The organism is Rhodococcus sp. HM1 (genome assembly GCF_023218075.1).
Classification (GTDB): Bacteria; Actinomycetota; Actinomycetes; order Mycobacteriales; family Mycobacteriaceae; genus Rhodococcus.
Genome location: NZ_JALPTB010000099.1, coordinates 1 through 16,628 on the forward strand (window position 1 = coordinate 1; position 16,628 = coordinate 16,628).

Consider the following 16,628-nt stretch of genomic DNA (forward strand, 5'->3'; position numbering starts at 1 on the left):
CACTACTCGACGAACCTGATGGCGGTGACCCCGAAGTCGTCGTGGCCCTGGGTGAAGACACTGCTGCACTCCGTGTACGACCAGCCCGACGCGGATTCCGTTCACGCACAATATGATCGGATCATCGATGCGCTCACCGAGAAGTTGCCGAAGGTGGCCGATCACCTCGACGCTGCACGGTCGGATCTGTTGGCGTTCACCGCGTTCCCGAAGCAGATCTGGAAACAGATCTGGAGCAACAATCCGCAGGAGCGCCTCAACAAGGAGATCCGCCGCCGGACCGACGTGGTGGGGATCTTCCCGGACCGGACTGCGCTGATCCGACTGGTCGGGGCGGTGCTGGCCGAACAGCACGACGAGTGGATCGAAGGCCGCCGCTACCTCGGCCTCGACGTACTCGCCCGCTCCCGCACCGACAAGCCCGCCGACAGTGTCACCGAGGAGACCGAGGAGGTGACACCGGCCTTGACTGCCTGAGCCACCCACGAGGAATCACGCGACGACGTCGTACACCACCTCACGGGACTTGACCACGACGTCGCGGTCACCCGAGCAGCGGCGACGACAGCCCTGCACATCATGCGCAAAGGTCCCTGCATGCAACGTAAAGTCCACTGCCCTCAACTTGCCGGTGCTGCATTCGACGCCGGTCGCGCGGGAACAGAGGCGAACTGATCGGGGCAACGTCAATGCCCTCCTCGCGTTGGTTGGTCGTTCTCAACACTGTGGGGCAATAGCATTGTGTACCAGGGGGATAAGCCAAGAAGTCCTTCACGTACTAGAGCTTGCGAACTCGCGCCTCAAACGAAGTGCGAGCGGTACAAAGCCGAATGCTCTGATCTCGATGCGTGACGAGGCTCGATTGCCCGCCGGACGTGACTTCGGAGGATTGGTGATCACCTCGTCTCCGCAAGGACCCGCAGCTCGTTCTGTCGTACTTCAGTGATAGACATCAGGGTGTGGCGCAATGGAATGTGTTGATTGACCGGCTTACCTCTGCTGGCTCGTCAGTCCGGTTGAACTGGGGCGAACTAGAGTCGATGGTCGGGGAGCTCCCGGCTTCGGCGTCGAAGCATCGGGCATGGTGGTCAGGGGATCGCTCCCACGTAAATGCCTGGCAGGCAGCCGGGTTCGCCCTCACCGAGCTCCAGTTGGGGGAGACGGTCACATTCACCCGCGCTACTGGGGATAAGGGCCTGTCCGCCAACGTCGACGTTGTAACCGGACTCGATCCCTCCTCGACGATAGAGGGACGTTTAAAGGACACGGACGGTGTCGATCTGGTGCTCGTCACTTGTGTGAAGTCGAAACTGGAGGTGCCGGCGCCGGCGAAGGATCTGTATATCTCGACGTTGTTCACCAGGCAACGGGCCTACGCCGAGGTCAAAGGGGTGCCGTGGTTCATCCTGTCGGCGGAACATGGACTCGTCGCGCCGGACGAATGGCTCGCACCATACGAACGGTACCTCCCGGACACTCCTGCGACCTATCGCGATGCCTGGGGCCGTTGGGTCTCTGAACGCCTTGAGCTCCTGGCCGGATCCCTGCAGAATCAGGTAATCGAGATTCACGCCGGATCAGCCTACGTGGACGCGCTGTCTCTGCATCTTGTCGCCAAAGGCGCCGTGCTGCGCAATCCGCTGAAGGGATTGAGCATGGGGCAGCGCCTCGGCTGGTATGCCTCCCGCAGGGCCGACACCGAGAAGGGCGAGGGTGTTCGGCCGCATTGAACCCGAGTCCGCGCATGCGGACATCGTGGCCCATGTTGCCGATCTCCGCGATTATTCCTGGGCGATGGCCCCGGCCGAATTCTTCGCCGCAGACATAGGGCACACTGCAAGCCCTCGGGCCCGCCCGGGCTCGTCGTTTGGAGGTCACTCGTGCTCGGTATTCGGGGCGAAGTACTACTCAGAAATCAGGTCGCGGAGCGCATCTCGCGTTTCGGCATCGGTCGAATAGATGACGGTGCCGATCATGCCGCGAGTGAGTAGGACCTTGTAGACGTTGCGTACCAGTCGGTCGAAGCGCACGTCCGAGATCTTGGTGCGATTCTTGAAATCCGGGTCGCGATTTGCATCCCGGACGGTAGTGAATCGCCCGTTACGCCAGACCAAGTCAGGGCCGAGAATGACCCCGTTCCAGTCATACTCGAATCCCTGTGCGGTATAGACACATCCGACCTGACTAAATCCGCCTTCCTCGGTCGCCCAGAGTGCCGCGGGAGGAGCGTCGCCGATTCTGCGGTCGCTCTTGCTGTTCCACGGCCGAGCCCATCCGCCGATCTGGACGTCCGGCACCAGGTGTCCACTCTTCTCCGCGTTGCTCCATGGCCAGCAGTATCCGGCCGTCATCCGAGCCGAGTATCCGCGATCCTTCTGCTGGGAGAGGAGGTGCTCCATCTCCTCGGGGGTATCGGCAATCCGGACAGCGAATTGCGGATCGCCCTTCCATTCGAACGGACCCCCTTCTTCGAGATCCAGGAGTCGTTTGACCCACAGCAGATATTCTTCGCTACCCCCGCATCGGAACTGCTCGCCCAGATGGATGTGCTGAGTTTCGAGGCCCAGTGATGCTGCGTAACGCTCGATCTGGGCGAACGAACCCATCTCTCCGGGACGCACGACCTGGTGCTCGTCGAGAAGAAACACAGGCACACGAGCTGCCGCGATGAGTTCGTCGACCTGAGGACGACCTGTGCGAAGTTCGGCCCGCGTGTAGCGGTCGACGGAGGTTTCCCGGATGCGGTGTGCCTCATCGAGGATGAGCACGTCCAGTCCGTTGCGATCGGCGGTCATGAACTGGTTGAAGTACTTGAACATGCTTTTCACGCGCGGAGCGCGGTGCCCCGCGACCTTCCGCAACGTCTGCGTGAAAGACCGGGAACCGGTTGCATGCAGGACGGTCCTTCCGCGTCGGGCGAGCTCACCGAGCAGTGACAACGCGACGACGCTCTTGCCGCTGCCGGGCCCTCCGGTCACGATGATGACGCGCTTGCGATCGGCTGCACGTGACTGTTCCACTTCGTGGAGTACGAGGTCGACAGCGAGCTGCTGGTTTCCGAGCAGATGAAACTGGGGCCGATCGCGCACCTCTGCTGCGGCGACCTTGAGCAGCTGTTGTGAGGGTGCAACCGCAGATTTCATCAGGGCGTCGCCGGCTGCGTAGCCGGAAGTCGGAGCGAGACGGCTCTGGAGGAATCCGATCAGGTCCCCGCGCTCGGCGGCGGTGAACATGCGTCCCGTGACGCTCATCGGGTATGAACGCAGATCGGCGATGGCTCCAGGGTCGGTCGCGTTGTGCAGATACGCGATGCCGGCCAGGGCATCGGGTTGATCGGAGACGGTGCGGGCAAAGTCTGCGAGGTAGTCGCAGTACCCTCTTACCTGCGCCGCCGGGTGTAGCTTCGGGCCTCCCGGCATTCCGGCTACCTCGACGAGCTCGGAATTGTCCTCGTAGCGACGTGCCGCCGACCATTGCTTCAGCTCGACCACGATGTACGAGGCTGCACCGGTCTTCGGATGAGTCCCTGCCAGGACGACATCGGCTCGCTGGGAGGTCAACGGCAGGTGGTACTCGAGAAGCATCTCGACGTCTTCGAGACCCGCGTCGACGAGGTCGCGAGCCAGAACAGGCAGGCTTCGTGTCCACGACTTCTGCTCGGCATCCCCGGCACGTCGCCCAGTGCGAAACAGCATTTGCTCCAACAGCTGCTCCGCGAGTGATTCAGGCCGATCGAGGTCGACGATCCGGCGGGCGGTAGTACGAAGCAGCGTCACAGTCAGGTCCCCAGGGCAGCACGAATTCACTCGTGCGGGTGGGGGCATGTCCGTGGCTGCTCATCGCAGCGGAAGTCCGTCGGGCCGCAGGACAGAAACTATATCGGTGAGGCCGGCCGCAGATCGCTCAGGGGGAGTACGGCTGATACGCGCCGGACGACCTCCACAGCATCGAACCCGCAGGCAAGGCCGCGTACACGCCTTGTGCGGCCGAAGCCGTCCGTTCATGCAGGACCGGAATACGGGTGACTGCAGAAACGTCGGACAGAGAATCCCGTTCCAGGGCTCGCGTCACATGCTCGCGAATCGGGATGCTCGCCGACTTGTCGAGGTTGCATCGCGCATCGGCTGCCACCAGGTTCGCAACACCATCGATAGGAATCATCGACCAGGGCACCACGTGATCGATGTGGACTTCTGCCGGCAGGCGGTTGTCGCAGTAGAAGCAACGGTCAGACTGCAGATCACGTAGCGGATCGACCAGAGCGCGCAGTGCAGTGCGATCGGCGCCGAACAGGAATCCGTCGATGTCCTCCGCATCGAGCTCGGCCCGGTTGAGATCGATGACGTCGTGCGCCCACAGCGAGCGTACGAACGTCCTGAGGAGCGTGGATGTCCGCCGCAACCCGTCGGGTACTCCGGGGCGCAGCACGATGACGGCAATTCGGTCGAGATCCTCCACCGTCATCTTCTTGTGGAAGCCGGACGCGTCGAACAGGAACTCGTCGCGGGTACGGCTGTGAGGAACGGTTTGAAGATGCGTGAGCGGCTGCTGCGCCACCGTCAACCGTACGGAGCGAAGCAGTCGCTGATAGACCGGGTGGCAAGCCTCGCGAGCTGCCTCCGCCGTGCGAAGCCCGTCACGCAGCAGGATGTCTCTCGCGTCCGCGATGCGATCGGGGACCGAACGTCCGCGCACAACCTGAGCAAGCCGACCGTGGCGGTGGAAAGACCGGACCTGATTCCAGTAGTAGCCGATGATCCGATGAGCAATCTCGTCGACCGGGACCATGAGACTTCCGTCGGGAGCAGCCGTGTTCTCGACGGAAATGTCGACAAGCGCCATCACGGTGGCGAGTTTGTACGTCGAATTGCGGCGGCCGGCTTCGAGGAGTTGCACGACGCGACTGGCGACGTCGAGAGGGTCGAGTGCCACGAAGCTCATTCCGGCACGATATCCGGTGCTCGATTTGAGGGCTTCGTCGTCTACGTGATCCGAACTGTAGGTCGTGCGGCGTGGACGCTCGGCGGGCATAAAGTTCTCAGCCGCCGATCGAAATCACCGCGCGTGCCGCATCCGGAACATCCGCTTCGCAATCTTCATGTCCCGCTCGGAGGCATCGACCGTGAGCAGGTTCAGCGGCGGCCGGAACCTCTCCACCGTCACCGAGTGCGGCCGGCTGAACTCACGCAGTCCGTCTGCGCCGTGGATCCTGCCGAACCCGGACTCACCGATACCGCCGAACGGTAGGGCGGGGACAGTCCCGAAGCCGCCTACGCTGTTCACGGACACCGCGCCGCTGCGAATTCGTCGTGCGGCCTGCAGTCCCTTCTTCTTGTTGCGGCTGAACACCGACGCACCCAGCCCGTAGTGGGTGCTGTTGGCTCGTTCGACGGCGTCGTCGAGGTCCTGGACCGGCTCGACGACCACCGTCGGGCCGAAGGTTTCCTCTTGAACAGCTGCGGACGTGTCGGGCACGTCCTTCAGGACGACGGGTTCGAAGTAGCGATCTCGGACGGAATCGAGTCCGCCCATCACCGCGGTCGCACCGTGATCGAGGGCGTCGAGGATGTGCCGTCGCACGATGTCGACCTGGCGCGGCAATGTCATCGGTCCGTACGTTGCGGTGTCGTCCGGTCCCGGCCGCGCCCGGGAGAGGGCGGCCGTGAGCTTGTCGACGAACTGCTGGTAGACGGGCTCCGCCACGTAGACGCGTTCGACACCGACGCACGCCTGCCCCGCGTTCAGGACGGTCCCGAACGCCGCGGCTGCGGCAGCTTTGTCGAGGTCGGCGTCCTCGGCGACGATCACCGCGTCCTTGCCGCCGCACTCGGCGATCATCGGGGTCAGAGTCTCGGCGCATACCGCCATCACCTTGCGCGCCGTGGCGCCGGAGCCCGTGAACGCGATCTTGTCGACACCGGACCGCGCAAGGGACGTGCCGGTCTCGCCGAAGCCCGTGATGACCTGGAGAACCGGATAATCGGGAACCACGGAGTTCCAGGTGTTTTCGAGCCACGTACCCACACCCGGGGTGAGCTCGGAGGGCTTGAACACCACCGCATTTCCCGCGGCGAGGGCGAACGCGATCGAACCCATGGGTGTGTAGGCAGGGAAGTTCCACGGCCCGATTACGCCGACGACCCCGAGAGGCAGGTACTCGACGATCGCCTTCTGATTCATCGACGGCATCGCCGTGGAGACCCGTCGTGGACGGAGCACCTTCTGCGCGTTCCGCACGGCCCAGTCGAGGAATTCGACGGTGAGCATCACCTCGAAGTACCCGGCGTCGTGCGGCTTTCCGGTTTCGGCGGAGATCTGCGACGCCAGCGAATCAGCCCCTGTGGCAATGGCTTTTTTGAAATCCAGCAGCAACTCTCGACGATCGCGGAATCCGAGCTCGCCCCACCACTTCGCAGCAGAGCGCGCGCGATCGACGGTGGCGGCGACGTCTGCGGCGTCCATGATGCGGTACCGGCCGAGAACCGACCCGTCACGCGGGTCGAGACTGGTGAACGTGCGGTCGGAATCGGCGGCCGCAGTGTCGGAAGACGACGGCGTAGAGACATCGTGGGTCATGGCGAGCGTCCTTCGTCGAGATCACGTCGGCCGAGGGCGGCGTGGTCAAATGGGAGCGATTCTCGATGCGGCGCCGAGAAGAAGCCTATCGCCGCAGCTCGCGGGCAGTCCAGGGGAGCGCATCCTCATGAGGACGGCCGCACCTACCGAGACAATCCGAGGTCGATGGCCGCGAGGCCAGCTTGGGTGCGATTGTGGACACCCAGTTTGGTGTAGAGATGCTCGACGTGGTTGCGCGTCGTCTTGTGGGTGATGTGCAGTTCGGCGGCGATCTGCCGGTTCGAGTGACCCAGGGCGACGAGCCGCAGCACCTCCACCTCGCGCCCGGTCAACCCTGCCGGCCAGGGTGCTCGTCGCTTGGTCCGGTGTCCGGCGGCAGTCAGTACGGCCTCGACCGCTTCCACGTCGAACCGTCCGGCTTCCGCATCGCGTCGTATCCGAGCCGCCGCGTCGGCGGCAGCGAGTGCCTGCCGGTGCGGCCGGGGTTCGCATAGCCGCTGATAGGTCTCTGCGGCGGCGAGTATTCGCGCGTGGACGCTGAGGTCGGCACCGCGGAGCCCGTTGGGGTAGCCGGAGCCGTCGAGCCGTTCGCGATGCGTCTGCGCGAGCGCCACGACCGATTCCAGTCCGCCCACGCGACTGAGAATGCGGCCCGTGAGATACGGATACAACCGGACCCGCTCCCACTCCGCTGTGGTGAGCGGGCCGGGCTTCTCCCAGATCTGGTTGGGCACGCCCATCCTCCCCAGGCCGTGCACCAGCCCGGCGCGGTAGAGGAGGTCGACGTCCGCATCGGACAGTCCTCGGTGCCGGCCCGCGGCTGCCGCCAGATCGGCAACCTGCCGCGAATGGCCCAGCAGGAAAGGGCATTTGAGATCGACGAAATCGGCCATCGCCCGCAGCAATTCGTCCAACTCGGGACCGCTCAATGTGTAGTGCCGATCCGGCGCTTGGGCCAGCGCCGCCGACCACGCATCCTGTTCGAGCACGTCCGCGGTGATCTCGGCCGCGGCTTCATCGAACGTTCGTACCACCCGCGGGCAGAACTGGGTGCCGCTGCGCTCCCGCGCCACGGCGACCGCCTGCGTCGGTCCGCCCGTGCGTAGGTGCACTTCGGCGACGTCGGCCAGATGGACGATGTGCATCTCGACGGGTATCGCATCGCCCCGCGCACCGGCCGGCAGTCCGGCGCCGTCCCACCGCTCGAACGTGAAGGTCAGCATCGCCCCGACCTGTGGGTCCAGCCCGATGCGGTCGGAGAGGACGCTCGCGGACCCGCAGTGGGATCGGATGAGCTCGGACATCTGCCGCCGCGCCGTGAACAGGAACGCGGCGACCCGGAGGCTGCGCTCGGCCTGGGGGAGACCGCGCCCCGCGTGGCTCAGCAGCAGGCGCAGGAACGGCAGCCCCGTCATGTCCACCGAGTAGGTGTCGGCGCGGAAGGCGATGTCGTCGCCGAACATGCGCGCCAGCTCGTGCGAGTCCGCGTGGCACCCGATCCACGCGACCAGGTTCGCGTAGTACACGACGGCCCGCTGCTCGGGGCTCAATCCCATCCGGTCCGCGATGCGGGTGGCGATCAGCGCCGACCGGAGCATGTGCTCCATGGGCTGACCGAGCCCGAGGTCGATCGCGAGGGACAGCGCAGCGACCAGTTCGGCTCGTCGCGGACCCTCACCGGTGGGCGCCATCGTCCCAGTGTCCCCGCGGAGAGATAGGTACGGAAGATGAGGCATCGGCCCCATGACCCGGCGGCGCGCGCGGCGCACGATCGACGTACCCGCAATCCTGGGAGGACGCCATGACCATCACCCCGCAGTCGGCCGCAGAGCGGTCCTGTGAACTGCCCCGAGTCTCCGGAGAACGATTCGCCGGCTACGCGGTGGTCGGCGCCCCGTTCGCCGGCGGCCACTACCTCGCGCTGCGCAGGTTCCCTGCCAGTTCCATCGGCGACGGCTACACGTCCGTCTGGCACCGCGACCCCGGCGGGGCCTGGACCGTCTACAGCGACGTCCCACCGGAACTGAGCTGCCCCCGGTTCCTCGGCCACGCACTGAGCCGCACCGAGCAGACCGACGTCCGCGCCGAGTGGACCGGTCCGAACAGACTGCACGTCACGGCCGGGGGAGAGCTCGAGTGGGATCTCCGGATGGACACGTCCCCGGCGACCACCGTCATGAACGTCGCGTGCAGGATCATGCCGGATGCGCTCTGGCACAGTCCCGCGATGCTGGCGGCGATGGGGCGCGTCGCGGGACCGGTGCTCGGCGTCGGCCGGGTCCGGCTCGCCGGACACATGCCGAACGGTCAGTGGTTCCGGGCCAACCCGCGACAGCTGTGGACCGCGCACACCGTGCGCGCGGTGGTCGACGGATTCGATCTCGGTCCCGACGGACCGCTGCCGGAGCAGGCGGCGTTCGGCGACTTCCGGCTGCCGCAGCGCGGGTTGTTCGCGACGGTGCAGACGTGGTTCGAGCCGTTCGATGCCGAACGTCATTTCGCGGCTCGTCCTCGAGCGGAGGAGTCACCGAGCGGCCGATGAATACCATCGAGTAGGTCACGGATCGACGACGAGGCGTAGCCGGAGGCGTTCGGCTAGTGCGGATTAACGTTCCCTGCGGTAACGGTCTCGACCTCGGTGGGAATGGGCCGGCCGACGCGAAATCTACTGTTCCTCGGATAGGCCGCAACGTTTCGGTCCAAAGCTGCGCAACTCCACGTCAAATGACACACAATGGATTTCGGCAAGAGTACGGCAAGCGAGAAAGGCACAAATAAGGTCCACCGCCCGCCCGCTCCCATCTGGTTGAAACCTGCGGGCGGCCTTGCGTTTTCGGGATGCGCGATGATCGAAGCAGTCTTGGGCCACCACGCGAGGAACGACGAGTCGGTCGAGGCCCGCTCCGGGCCGGCCGCACGAATCGACGCCGACTCCGGTGGAGGCGATGTCACCCTCGGAAGACTGCTGGCGGTTGCGACCTTGACGCCTGCGCAGGCGGCGCTGCTCATCACGGATGTGGTCGATCAGCTCGAACTCGCGCATGGTCCGGAGCGTCACCCGACCAGCCTCCGACGCGGTGCCGTGAAGGTGTCCGACAGCGGACAGCTCACGCTCGAATGTGCCGGGACTCCGCGATCCTGGGACGAGATACGCGATGCGGTGGCGGACCTGCTTCGACGGATCGCGGCGAACAGCCGCAGTGCCGAACTCGCCGACCACCTGAACGAGGCGATCGCCGAATCCCCGGATGAGGACGACCTGGTGCGGCGTGTCCGTTCTGCTGCCGCAACCGAATTCGACCCGGGCGAGGAGGAGCGGACGAGGCGTCAGATCGCCGCGCTCGTCTCGACGGTGATGGGACGCGATCTTCCGGCGGCGCCGGTGGTGAAGCAGCCGGACGTGCCGATCCGGCCGATCCAGGCGTCCTCTCTCGCGTCGAACACCTGGCGTCCACCCACGGGCAAGGTGTGGCATCGCAAGAAGAGACGACCGTCGCGGCGTCGAGCGGTATTCGTGCTGATCGCACTGCTGCTGCTCATCGGGATGGTGTGGGCGGCTCCCAAGGCGTGGTCGGAGCTGAATCGCGGTTGGCACACGCTTCTCGACCCGGTGGATTCGTCGATGCCGGACGAGATCAGTCCGGTCTCGCCGCCGCCACCGGCACCCGAAGCCCCGCAGCCGGCGGCCGGGCCGGGCACCGCACCGGGTCCCGTCGACACCGCTCTTCCGAGCGCAGCCGGACCGATCACGAAGGTCGCCGCGAACTTCGCCAACGGCGCCTGCGAGCCGGGACGCCCGTGCACCATGCGGGTCGATGTCGGTGTCGATCCCGCCGCGAATCTCGGTGCGGTGATTTGGAATCTGACCGTGTACGACCGATGCACGGGTGTGGTCCAGCCGGGTAGTGACGTCACCGTTCCGGTTCCGCCGGGTGCGCCGACGGCATACGGAATCGGCAACGTCGCCCTGCCGCCGGGTTCCGCCCTTGCGGTCGCCGCGGTCACCACCGGCCCGGCCGCGGCCGCGTCGGAACCGGTATACGTGCCCGCTGAGAACGCTACGTGTTCGGACGGGAGCCCACGTGCAGGCGGATAGGCGAAAGTCGGATCCCTGGCTCGTCACGGCGGCCGTCGCACTGGTACTTCTCGGCATGCTCAACATGGTCTCGACGGGCATGTCGTCGCTCGCTGTGCGGCACGCGATTCTCGCCGCCGTGGGGCTCGGCGCGATGTGGGTGACGTCGCGCATGCGGATTGCCGCCCTGAGCCGGTTCGGGTGGGTGTTGTTCACCGTCACGGTCGTCCTGCTCGTGGCGGTGCCGCTGATGGGGATCGCGACCAAGGGTGCCCAGCGCTGGCTGGACCTCGGCCTGTTCACTCTGCAGCCGTCCGAAATGGCCAAGCTCGCCCTGGTCCTGGTTCCCGCCACGATCCTGGCCCGTGGGAACACGGTCGGCAGGCTCGTCGTGGTCCTGCTGGTTGCGTCCGTGCCGATCGCGCTGGTCGCGCTGCAGCCCGACCTGTCGACCGCCGTGGTGCTCGTGGTCACCGTGATGCTCATGCTGATCCTGGCCAGGGTGCCGATGCTGCAGCTGGCCCCGCTGTTCGCGATCGGGCTGCTCTCGCTGCCCATGGCCGTTCTGTTCCTCCGCCCGTACCAGCTCGAACGGATCCACGTGTTCCTGTCGCGCGACGCCGACCCGCAGGGGTCGGGCTGGGCGGCGTGGCAGGCGGACATCGCGATCGGCAGCGCGGGATGGTGGGGTCTCGGGCGTCAGCCGGACTACGACCTGCGGGCCGAGTACCTGCCGGAATCCGAGCACGACCTGGCCTTCGCGAGCCTGGTCTACGGGTGGGGTCTCGTCGCCGGCATCGCCGTCGTGCTGGCCGTCGTGGTCATCGTGTGGCGCTCGGTGCTCGCTGCCCGAACAGCACGGACCCGGGAAGGAGCACTCGTCGCGGCGGGCATCGGTGGACTGTTCGGGATCCACACTGCCGTCTCGGTCGCTCAGAGTCTGTCGCTGCTCCCGCACACCGGCATGCCGATTCCAGTGTTCAGCTACGGGGGCACGGCCTCGATCGTCGGATTCGTGTCCATCGGATTGGTGCTCGCGGTGCGCCGCGACGGCGTGACACGGCCGCTGTGGGCCACCGAGCCGCGGAAGCGACGGCTCCCGCGAGGCGTGTCTGTGGGTGCGGGGACGCTGACGGCATCGCTCGTCGCGATGTCGGTGTTCGCCTGGCAGCTGCAGACCACTCAGGGCGCGGAACTGCGCGCGACGAGCGACACGCAGATGCTGCGCTGCATCCGCCTGCCCGCCGAACGCGGCCAGATCCTCGACCGCACCGGCGTGCCGGTCGCGGTCAACGTCGCCGAGTACACCGTCGCGGTGGTGGCGCGCATGTTCGCCGAGGGCGACCCGGCGGTGCGCGACCAACTCGCCGCGCTGCTCGGCATCACCCCGGAGCAGCTCGCGGAGGAGCTCCGGAGCAGCAACGGGGAGCTGCAGGTCGTGCTCGCACGGGTCGGGCCCGAGCAGGCTCGGCTGATCGTCGACGCTCACCTGCCGTGGGTGCTCGTGTACCCGACCGGACGCCGGTACTACCCGCAGGGACCGGTGCTGGCATCGATCCTCGGGTACGTCGGGATCGCGGACCAGGACGACATGCAGTTCTGGCCGAACCTCGCGCTCGGATCGCGAGTGGGCAAGGCGGGACTGGAGAAGCAGTACGACGCGTTGCTCCGCGGCACCGACGGTAAGCAGTGCGTCTACGTCGACCCGTCCGGGCGTCCGGTCGGCACGGGGGAGCGGGTGGATCCGGTGCGTGGCCACGATCTGCGGCTGCACCTCGATCTCGGGATGCAGCAGGCCGCGACCGATGCGCTCGCCCAGGCGGTGCGCAGCAGTGGCGGCGACCTCGGCGCGGCGGTCGTGATGGATGCCCGCACCGGCGCGATCCTGGCGCTGGCCAGCGTCCCCGGCTATGACAACAACGTCTACGGACCCCCGGCGGACCTGGCCGCGATCGCGGCGCAGACCGAAGGACCGGGACCGGGCCGGATGCTCAATCACGCCGTCCAGACGGCTGTGCCCCCGGGCTCGACCTTCAAGATCGTGGTCGCCTCGTCGAACGCGGCGAACCACGTACTGTCGCCGGACACTGTGCTCCAAGGCGGCGCGGCCTACACCTACGGCGGGCACACGTTCGCGAACTGGCAGCCGATGGCCGGAAACAATCTGCTCGGTGCGATCCAGTGGTCGGACAACGTCTACTTCTACCAACTCGCCGACCTCCTCGGCCCCGAGCGCATCGCGACGACGGCCACCGAGCTGGGCGTGGGCACGCGGTCGGGAATCGATCTGCCGAGTGAGTCCGAGGGCTTCCTCGGCACTCCGGAGAATGTCGGAAGCATCGGCGGAACCTGGTATCCCGGGTCGACGCTGCTGATGGGCATCGGTCAGGGCACCGTCACCGCGACCCCGCTGCAGGTGGCGCGCTGGACGTCGGGCATCGCCAGCGGTGCGATGGTGACACCTCAGCTCGCGGCGGCATACGGGCCGGCGGACGCCGTGCCCATTCCCACCGCGGAGCCTCGTCCGCTGTCCTTCGCGGACGAACTCGGTCCCGTGCGCGCGGGGATGCGGGCATCCGCCGCGGCCGGTACCGCCGGCCAGCTCGCGAGCCTCCCGGTGACGGCCGTTGCCAAGACCGGCACGGCGGAGGACCCGTCGGCGCCCGGCAAGGGCCTCAATGCCTGGTTCTCCGCGGTGGTGCCTGCCGAGCAGCCCGAGGTCGTGGTGACCGCGTTGGTGCGCGGCGGTGGATTCGGTTCTGCGACATCCGGTCCGGTAGTCAAGGGCCTCCTCGAGCGTTACCTCGCGGAGGTCAGGGGCACGACCCGCTGACCCGTGCGTGGTTTCGGTAGCGGGTGCTACCGAAACCACGCACGAGGGGGAGCGGTCAGGAGGCGAAGGCCGCGACCACCTCGGGGTGGTCCATGCAGGCGGTCGCGCCTTCGGCGACGCAGGTGAGCGGGCGCTCGGCGGTCTTCACGGGGAGCCCGAAGGACTCTTCGATCATCTGCGACATGCCCCGCAGGATCGATCCGCCGCCGATCGCCAGAATGCCTTCGGCCATGATGTCGCTGATCGCCCGCGGAGGAAGATCGTCCAGGCATGCGGCCAGCGTCTGCGCGATGCCGGTCATGGCGGGCTTTACCGCATCCATGATCTCGTCGGTTTCGAGGGTGAGCAGTCGCGCCCGGCCGGTCGCGGCGTCGCGGCCCTCCACCACGAGCGTCTGTCCGTCGGTGGTCTCGGTCGTGCCGACCTTCGCCCGCTCGGCGGTGAGCTCGCCGACGATGATCTCGTGCTTCGCACGCAGATACCGGTGGATCGCTCGGGTCAGGTCCTCGCCGGCCATCCGGCAGCTGCGGTGCGACAAAACACCGCCGAAGCAGATGGCGGTGACTTCCGAAGTGCCGCCGCCGATGTCGACGATGAGATGGGTACGCGGTTCGAGCGGGTTGATCCCGCACCCGAGGGCACCGGCCACCGGTTCCGGTATCAAGGCCACCTTCCGCAGACCGGCCTCGTGCCCGACCTCGAGCAATGCCCGACGCTCGAGCGGGGTGGCGCCTGCGGGAATCGCGATGACGCCCGTCGGCCGCAGAACGTTTCTCCGGGCCGGGGCGGCCCGCTTGATGACGGCCGAGACGTATGCCCGGGCCGATTCGAGATCCACGATCACGCCGTTGCGTATCGGGCGAACCGGCGTGATCCCGACCGGAGTTCGGTCGACGAGGGCACTCGCATCCTGGCCGATCGCGAGCGCGCGATGCGGATCCTTCGTTCGCACCATCATCAATGATGGCTCGTTCACGACTATTCCGTCCTCGGGCGTCCCGACGACAGTGTTGGCAGTTCCGAGATCGATACCAAATCCACGCACGTCGGCCTCCGACCGGAAATCCCGCGAGATCGTCCAGATGGTTAACAGCGGCAGCGACATTGGGATGATGTCGCGTACCACAGATTACCGCCGACGAAATCTTTCAACGCGTTGTTGGCCGGAATATCGGGTGATATCGGGGCGAAATCTACCCACAGTCGGTGCGGTTGTGAGCCGAAGTGACGAAAGTGCCCTCTGCGCTGGGATGTTTGACTATTCTTCCCCCAACCGCGGTGCACGCAAGTCACGCCGCAGTAACGGCGCGGCACCTGCACCTGACGGCACGACCGTGTTCGTCGTCGGGCAGCCACCCGTACTCGTCGCACGCGGCGCATTTCGGCTGCGTTGCAGACGGTTCCGGGAGCGCCTGCCACAGCGGAATCCACGCCTGCGCGAACCGCATCGGATCGTGGGCACGGTGAACGGACCTCGCGGCCGTGACCAGCGGTGAGATCCCGTGTATCTCGACGAGTCGGTCGATGGCTGCGGCGTCGTCGGGCTTGAGATAGGCGAAGGTCGCAGTCAATCCGGCAGCCCGGCATGCCGTGGCAAGCCGACCGACCGCAGGACTGGACGCGACCTTCCCGGCTCGGGACGAGCGGTTGGTTTTCGTCCTTGGTTCATCAGTACTGACAAGAGCGCCGGGTTGCCCGACGTCGGTGCGGCCGCGGGTCGGTTTTCCAGGCGTCGGACCGGTCACGGGTTCCTCGTACACCGTCTGGATCGTGCTCCACCGGCCGCGTTCGTCCTGGATCTTCTCGCGCACGAGGTAGCCGAGGTCGGCGAGCTCGCGCAGTGCCGAGCGGACGGCGTCGCGGCCTTCCTTCGGAGACTGCGCGGCGATCGATTCGGACCGAGTGTGCCAGTCGTCCGGCTTCGACAACAGCCAGACGAGCACGCCGCGTGCGCGGAAGGAGAGGCGCTCGTCGTTGATGACGGCATTGCTGAGAATGGTGAAGTTGCTGGCAAGGCGCGGTCCACGACGCACGCCGCCAGCCAGGGTATTCTGGCCCACGTTCGACTCCTCGATAGTCGGACATCCGGCCCGTCGGGAGTTGCAGCTCCTGGCGGGCCTTCTTCAGTTGTGACGCCACGGGCGTGACGATTGGGCCATTCTGGCACCGGGCTTACCGGCGGCGCAAGGATTCTTTCGAACACGCATTCGCTTCGGAGTCGATGGTGTAACGCCTGGCGCTCGCGGAACGACTACACCCTGTAGTACACCGCCCCGGACTCTCCGGGCACGGAGTAGAAGCAGTGAACGGCAGGGGCAGCATGACCGCGCAGTTGACACCGAAGGAAGCGAAGGCGATCGCGGAACGGCACCTGAAGTCGCTGGGCTTCACCCTCGACGCCCGAGGATCGGGTCGGATGCAGATCACGGCACGCGGGGTCGTGGCCCAGGTGACGGTGCGAGCAACTCCGGTCAACCGGTCCGAGCTGGCGAAGATGTACGAGAGTCGCGGGGCCGGATCTCGTGACGCTATGGCCTACTTTGCACTCAACGGCTACGGAAAGACGGCCGTCGACTACGCGACCGCCAGGGGCATCCAGCTGTACGGATTCGATTCCTCGGGACGAGTGACGGAGCGGAATCGTGTCGGGCTTCGCGGCCCGGGCGCTGTGTCCACGACAAAGTCTGTGTCGACGACGAACGCTGTGCCCACGATATCGAGTGCGACGCTCAAACCGTTCGTGTCGACGTCGAGCAGCGCGAGTTCCGGGGTGTCGTTCACCAAGCCGGTGAGCCCGTCGCCGCGCACGCCCGCGGCCGCCTCGAGACCTCCGAGCGTTACGGCCGTCAACGCGTCGCCCGGTACCTCTGCAGGCCGGCGTACGAAGCGATGGATGGCCGGTGTCGGCGTCGCGTTGTTTTCCGTGGTGGCAGGCAGTCTGATCATCGGAACGAGCGGTTCGGACTCCGGATCCGACGTGGAGCCGGCCCGGGTGGTATCGACGACGGTTCGCTCGGCAGTGCCCGCAACCACGAGTGCGCCGAGGCGTGATCTGACGCAGCCACTTCCAGGGGGACAGCCCTCGAGCGTGTCGACGACGGCGCCGACCTACACGCCGCCCCCGCCGCCTCCGGTGTACACGCC

At 66.4% G+C, this 16,628-nt stretch carries 13 protein-coding genes; 6 read left to right on the forward strand and 7 right to left on the reverse strand.

The features are described from left to right. A partial coding sequence (locus M1M07_RS29760; protein WP_248676459.1) for a transposase occupies window positions 1-477 on the forward strand: 477 nt, incomplete at its 5' end. Window positions 478-959: 482 nt separating this feature from the next. Then, window positions 960-1,730 carry a cold-shock protein gene (locus tag M1M07_RS29765; RefSeq protein ID WP_248676460.1) on the forward strand — a complete coding sequence of 257 codons (771 nt, stop codon included), beginning with the start codon at window positions 960-962 and terminating at the stop codon, window positions 1,728-1,730. A gap of 174 nt (window positions 1,731-1,904) precedes the next feature. Here M1M07_RS29765 and M1M07_RS29770 read toward each other — a convergent pair whose 3' ends face one another. Next, entirely contained in the window at window positions 1,905-3,491 is a 1,587-nt protein-coding gene (locus tag M1M07_RS29770; protein ID WP_248676461.1) for a DUF2075 domain-containing protein, read from the reverse strand. A gap of 27 nt (window positions 3,492-3,518) precedes the next feature. Here M1M07_RS29770 and M1M07_RS29775 point away from each other — a divergent pair, with 27 nt between their 5' ends. Then, window positions 3,519-3,722 (forward strand): hypothetical protein, encoded by a 204-nt coding sequence (locus tag M1M07_RS29775; protein ID WP_248676462.1) that lies wholly within the window; start codon window positions 3,519-3,521, stop codon window positions 3,720-3,722. Window positions 3,723-3,903: 181 nt separating this feature from the next. Here M1M07_RS29775 and M1M07_RS29780 read toward each other — a convergent pair whose 3' ends face one another. The 3 genes from M1M07_RS29780 to M1M07_RS29790 all read right to left on the reverse strand — a co-directional run bounded on the left by M1M07_RS29780 (window position 3,904) and on the right by M1M07_RS29790 (window position 8,267). Beyond that, window positions 3,904-4,941 carry an HNH endonuclease domain-containing protein gene (locus M1M07_RS29780; protein ID WP_248676463.1) on the reverse strand — a complete coding sequence of 346 codons (1,038 nt, stop codon included), beginning with the start codon at window positions 4,939-4,941 and terminating at the stop codon, window positions 3,904-3,906. Window positions 4,942-5,055: 114 nt separating this feature from the next. Further along, the gene (locus M1M07_RS29785) at window positions 5,056-6,576 is read right to left on the reverse strand and encodes an aldehyde dehydrogenase family protein (RefSeq protein ID WP_248676464.1); all 1,521 of its coding nucleotides are present in this window, start codon (window positions 6,574-6,576) and stop codon (window positions 5,056-5,058) included. 143 nt (window positions 6,577-6,719) lie between these two features. Then, on the reverse strand, window positions 6,720-8,267 hold the full coding sequence (locus M1M07_RS29790) for an HD domain-containing phosphohydrolase (protein ID WP_248676465.1): 1,548 nt from the start codon (window positions 8,265-8,267) through the stop codon (window positions 6,720-6,722). A 110-nt stretch (window positions 8,268-8,377) separates the two neighbouring features. Here M1M07_RS29790 and M1M07_RS29795 point away from each other — a divergent pair, with 110 nt between their 5' ends. From M1M07_RS29795 to M1M07_RS29805, 3 genes are all read left to right on the forward strand, one after another. After that, the gene (locus tag M1M07_RS29795; protein WP_248676466.1) at window positions 8,378-9,118 is read left to right on the forward strand and encodes a hypothetical protein; all 741 of its coding nucleotides are present in this window, start codon (window positions 8,378-8,380) and stop codon (window positions 9,116-9,118) included. A gap of 303 nt (window positions 9,119-9,421) precedes the next feature. Next, a complete protein-coding gene (locus M1M07_RS29800; protein WP_248676467.1) occupies window positions 9,422-10,672 on the forward strand; it encodes a hypothetical protein in 1,251 nt (416 codons plus the stop codon). After that, window positions 10,659-13,484: an FtsW/RodA/SpoVE family cell cycle protein gene (locus M1M07_RS29805; RefSeq protein WP_248676468.1), complete on the forward strand. Its 2,826-nt coding sequence runs from the start codon at window positions 10,659-10,661 to the stop codon at window positions 13,482-13,484. The genes M1M07_RS29800 and M1M07_RS29805 overlap by 14 nt, the downstream gene beginning before the upstream one ends. Before the next feature lie 55 nt (window positions 13,485-13,539). Here M1M07_RS29805 and M1M07_RS29810 read toward each other — a convergent pair whose 3' ends face one another. The 3 genes from M1M07_RS29810 to M1M07_RS29820 all read right to left on the reverse strand — a co-directional run bounded on the left by M1M07_RS29810 (window position 13,540) and on the right by M1M07_RS29820 (window position 16,430). Then, complete coding sequence (locus M1M07_RS29810) at window positions 13,540-14,529, reverse strand: rod shape-determining protein (RefSeq protein WP_248676471.1); 990 nt, start codon at window positions 14,527-14,529, stop codon at window positions 13,540-13,542. Between the two features lie 244 nt (window positions 14,530-14,773). Then, entirely contained in the window at window positions 14,774-15,544 is a 771-nt protein-coding gene (locus M1M07_RS29815) for a helix-turn-helix domain-containing protein (RefSeq protein WP_248676469.1), read from the reverse strand. 514 nt (window positions 15,545-16,058) lie between these two features. After that, on the reverse strand, window positions 16,059-16,430 hold the full coding sequence (locus M1M07_RS29820; RefSeq protein ID WP_248676470.1) for a hypothetical protein: 372 nt from the start codon (window positions 16,428-16,430) through the stop codon (window positions 16,059-16,061). Window positions 16,431-16,628 lie beyond the last annotated feature (198 nt).

Coding starts and splice junctions, on each gene's coding strand:
- M1M07_RS29775 (WP_248676462.1), top strand. CDS start 3,519: ATGAGTCCCTGCCAGGACGACATCGGCTCGCTGGGAGGTCAACGGCAG.
- M1M07_RS29780 (WP_248676463.1), bottom strand. CDS start 4,941: ATGAGCTTCGTGGCACTCGACCCTCTCGACGTCGCCAGTCGCGTCGTG.
- M1M07_RS29785 (WP_248676464.1), bottom strand. CDS start 6,576: ATGACCCACGATGTCTCTACGCCGTCGTCTTCCGACACTGCGGCCGCC.
- M1M07_RS29790 (WP_248676465.1), bottom strand. CDS start 8,267: ATGGCGCCCACCGGTGAGGGTCCGCGACGAGCCGAACTGGTCGCTGCG.
- M1M07_RS29795 (WP_248676466.1), top strand. CDS start 8,378: ATGACCATCACCCCGCAGTCGGCCGCAGAGCGGTCCTGTGAACTGCCC.
- M1M07_RS29800 (WP_248676467.1), top strand. CDS start 9,422: ATGATCGAAGCAGTCTTGGGCCACCACGCGAGGAACGACGAGTCGGTC.
- M1M07_RS29820 (WP_248676470.1), bottom strand. CDS start 16,430: ATGATCAGACTGCCTGCCACCACGGAAAACAACGCGACGCCGACACCG.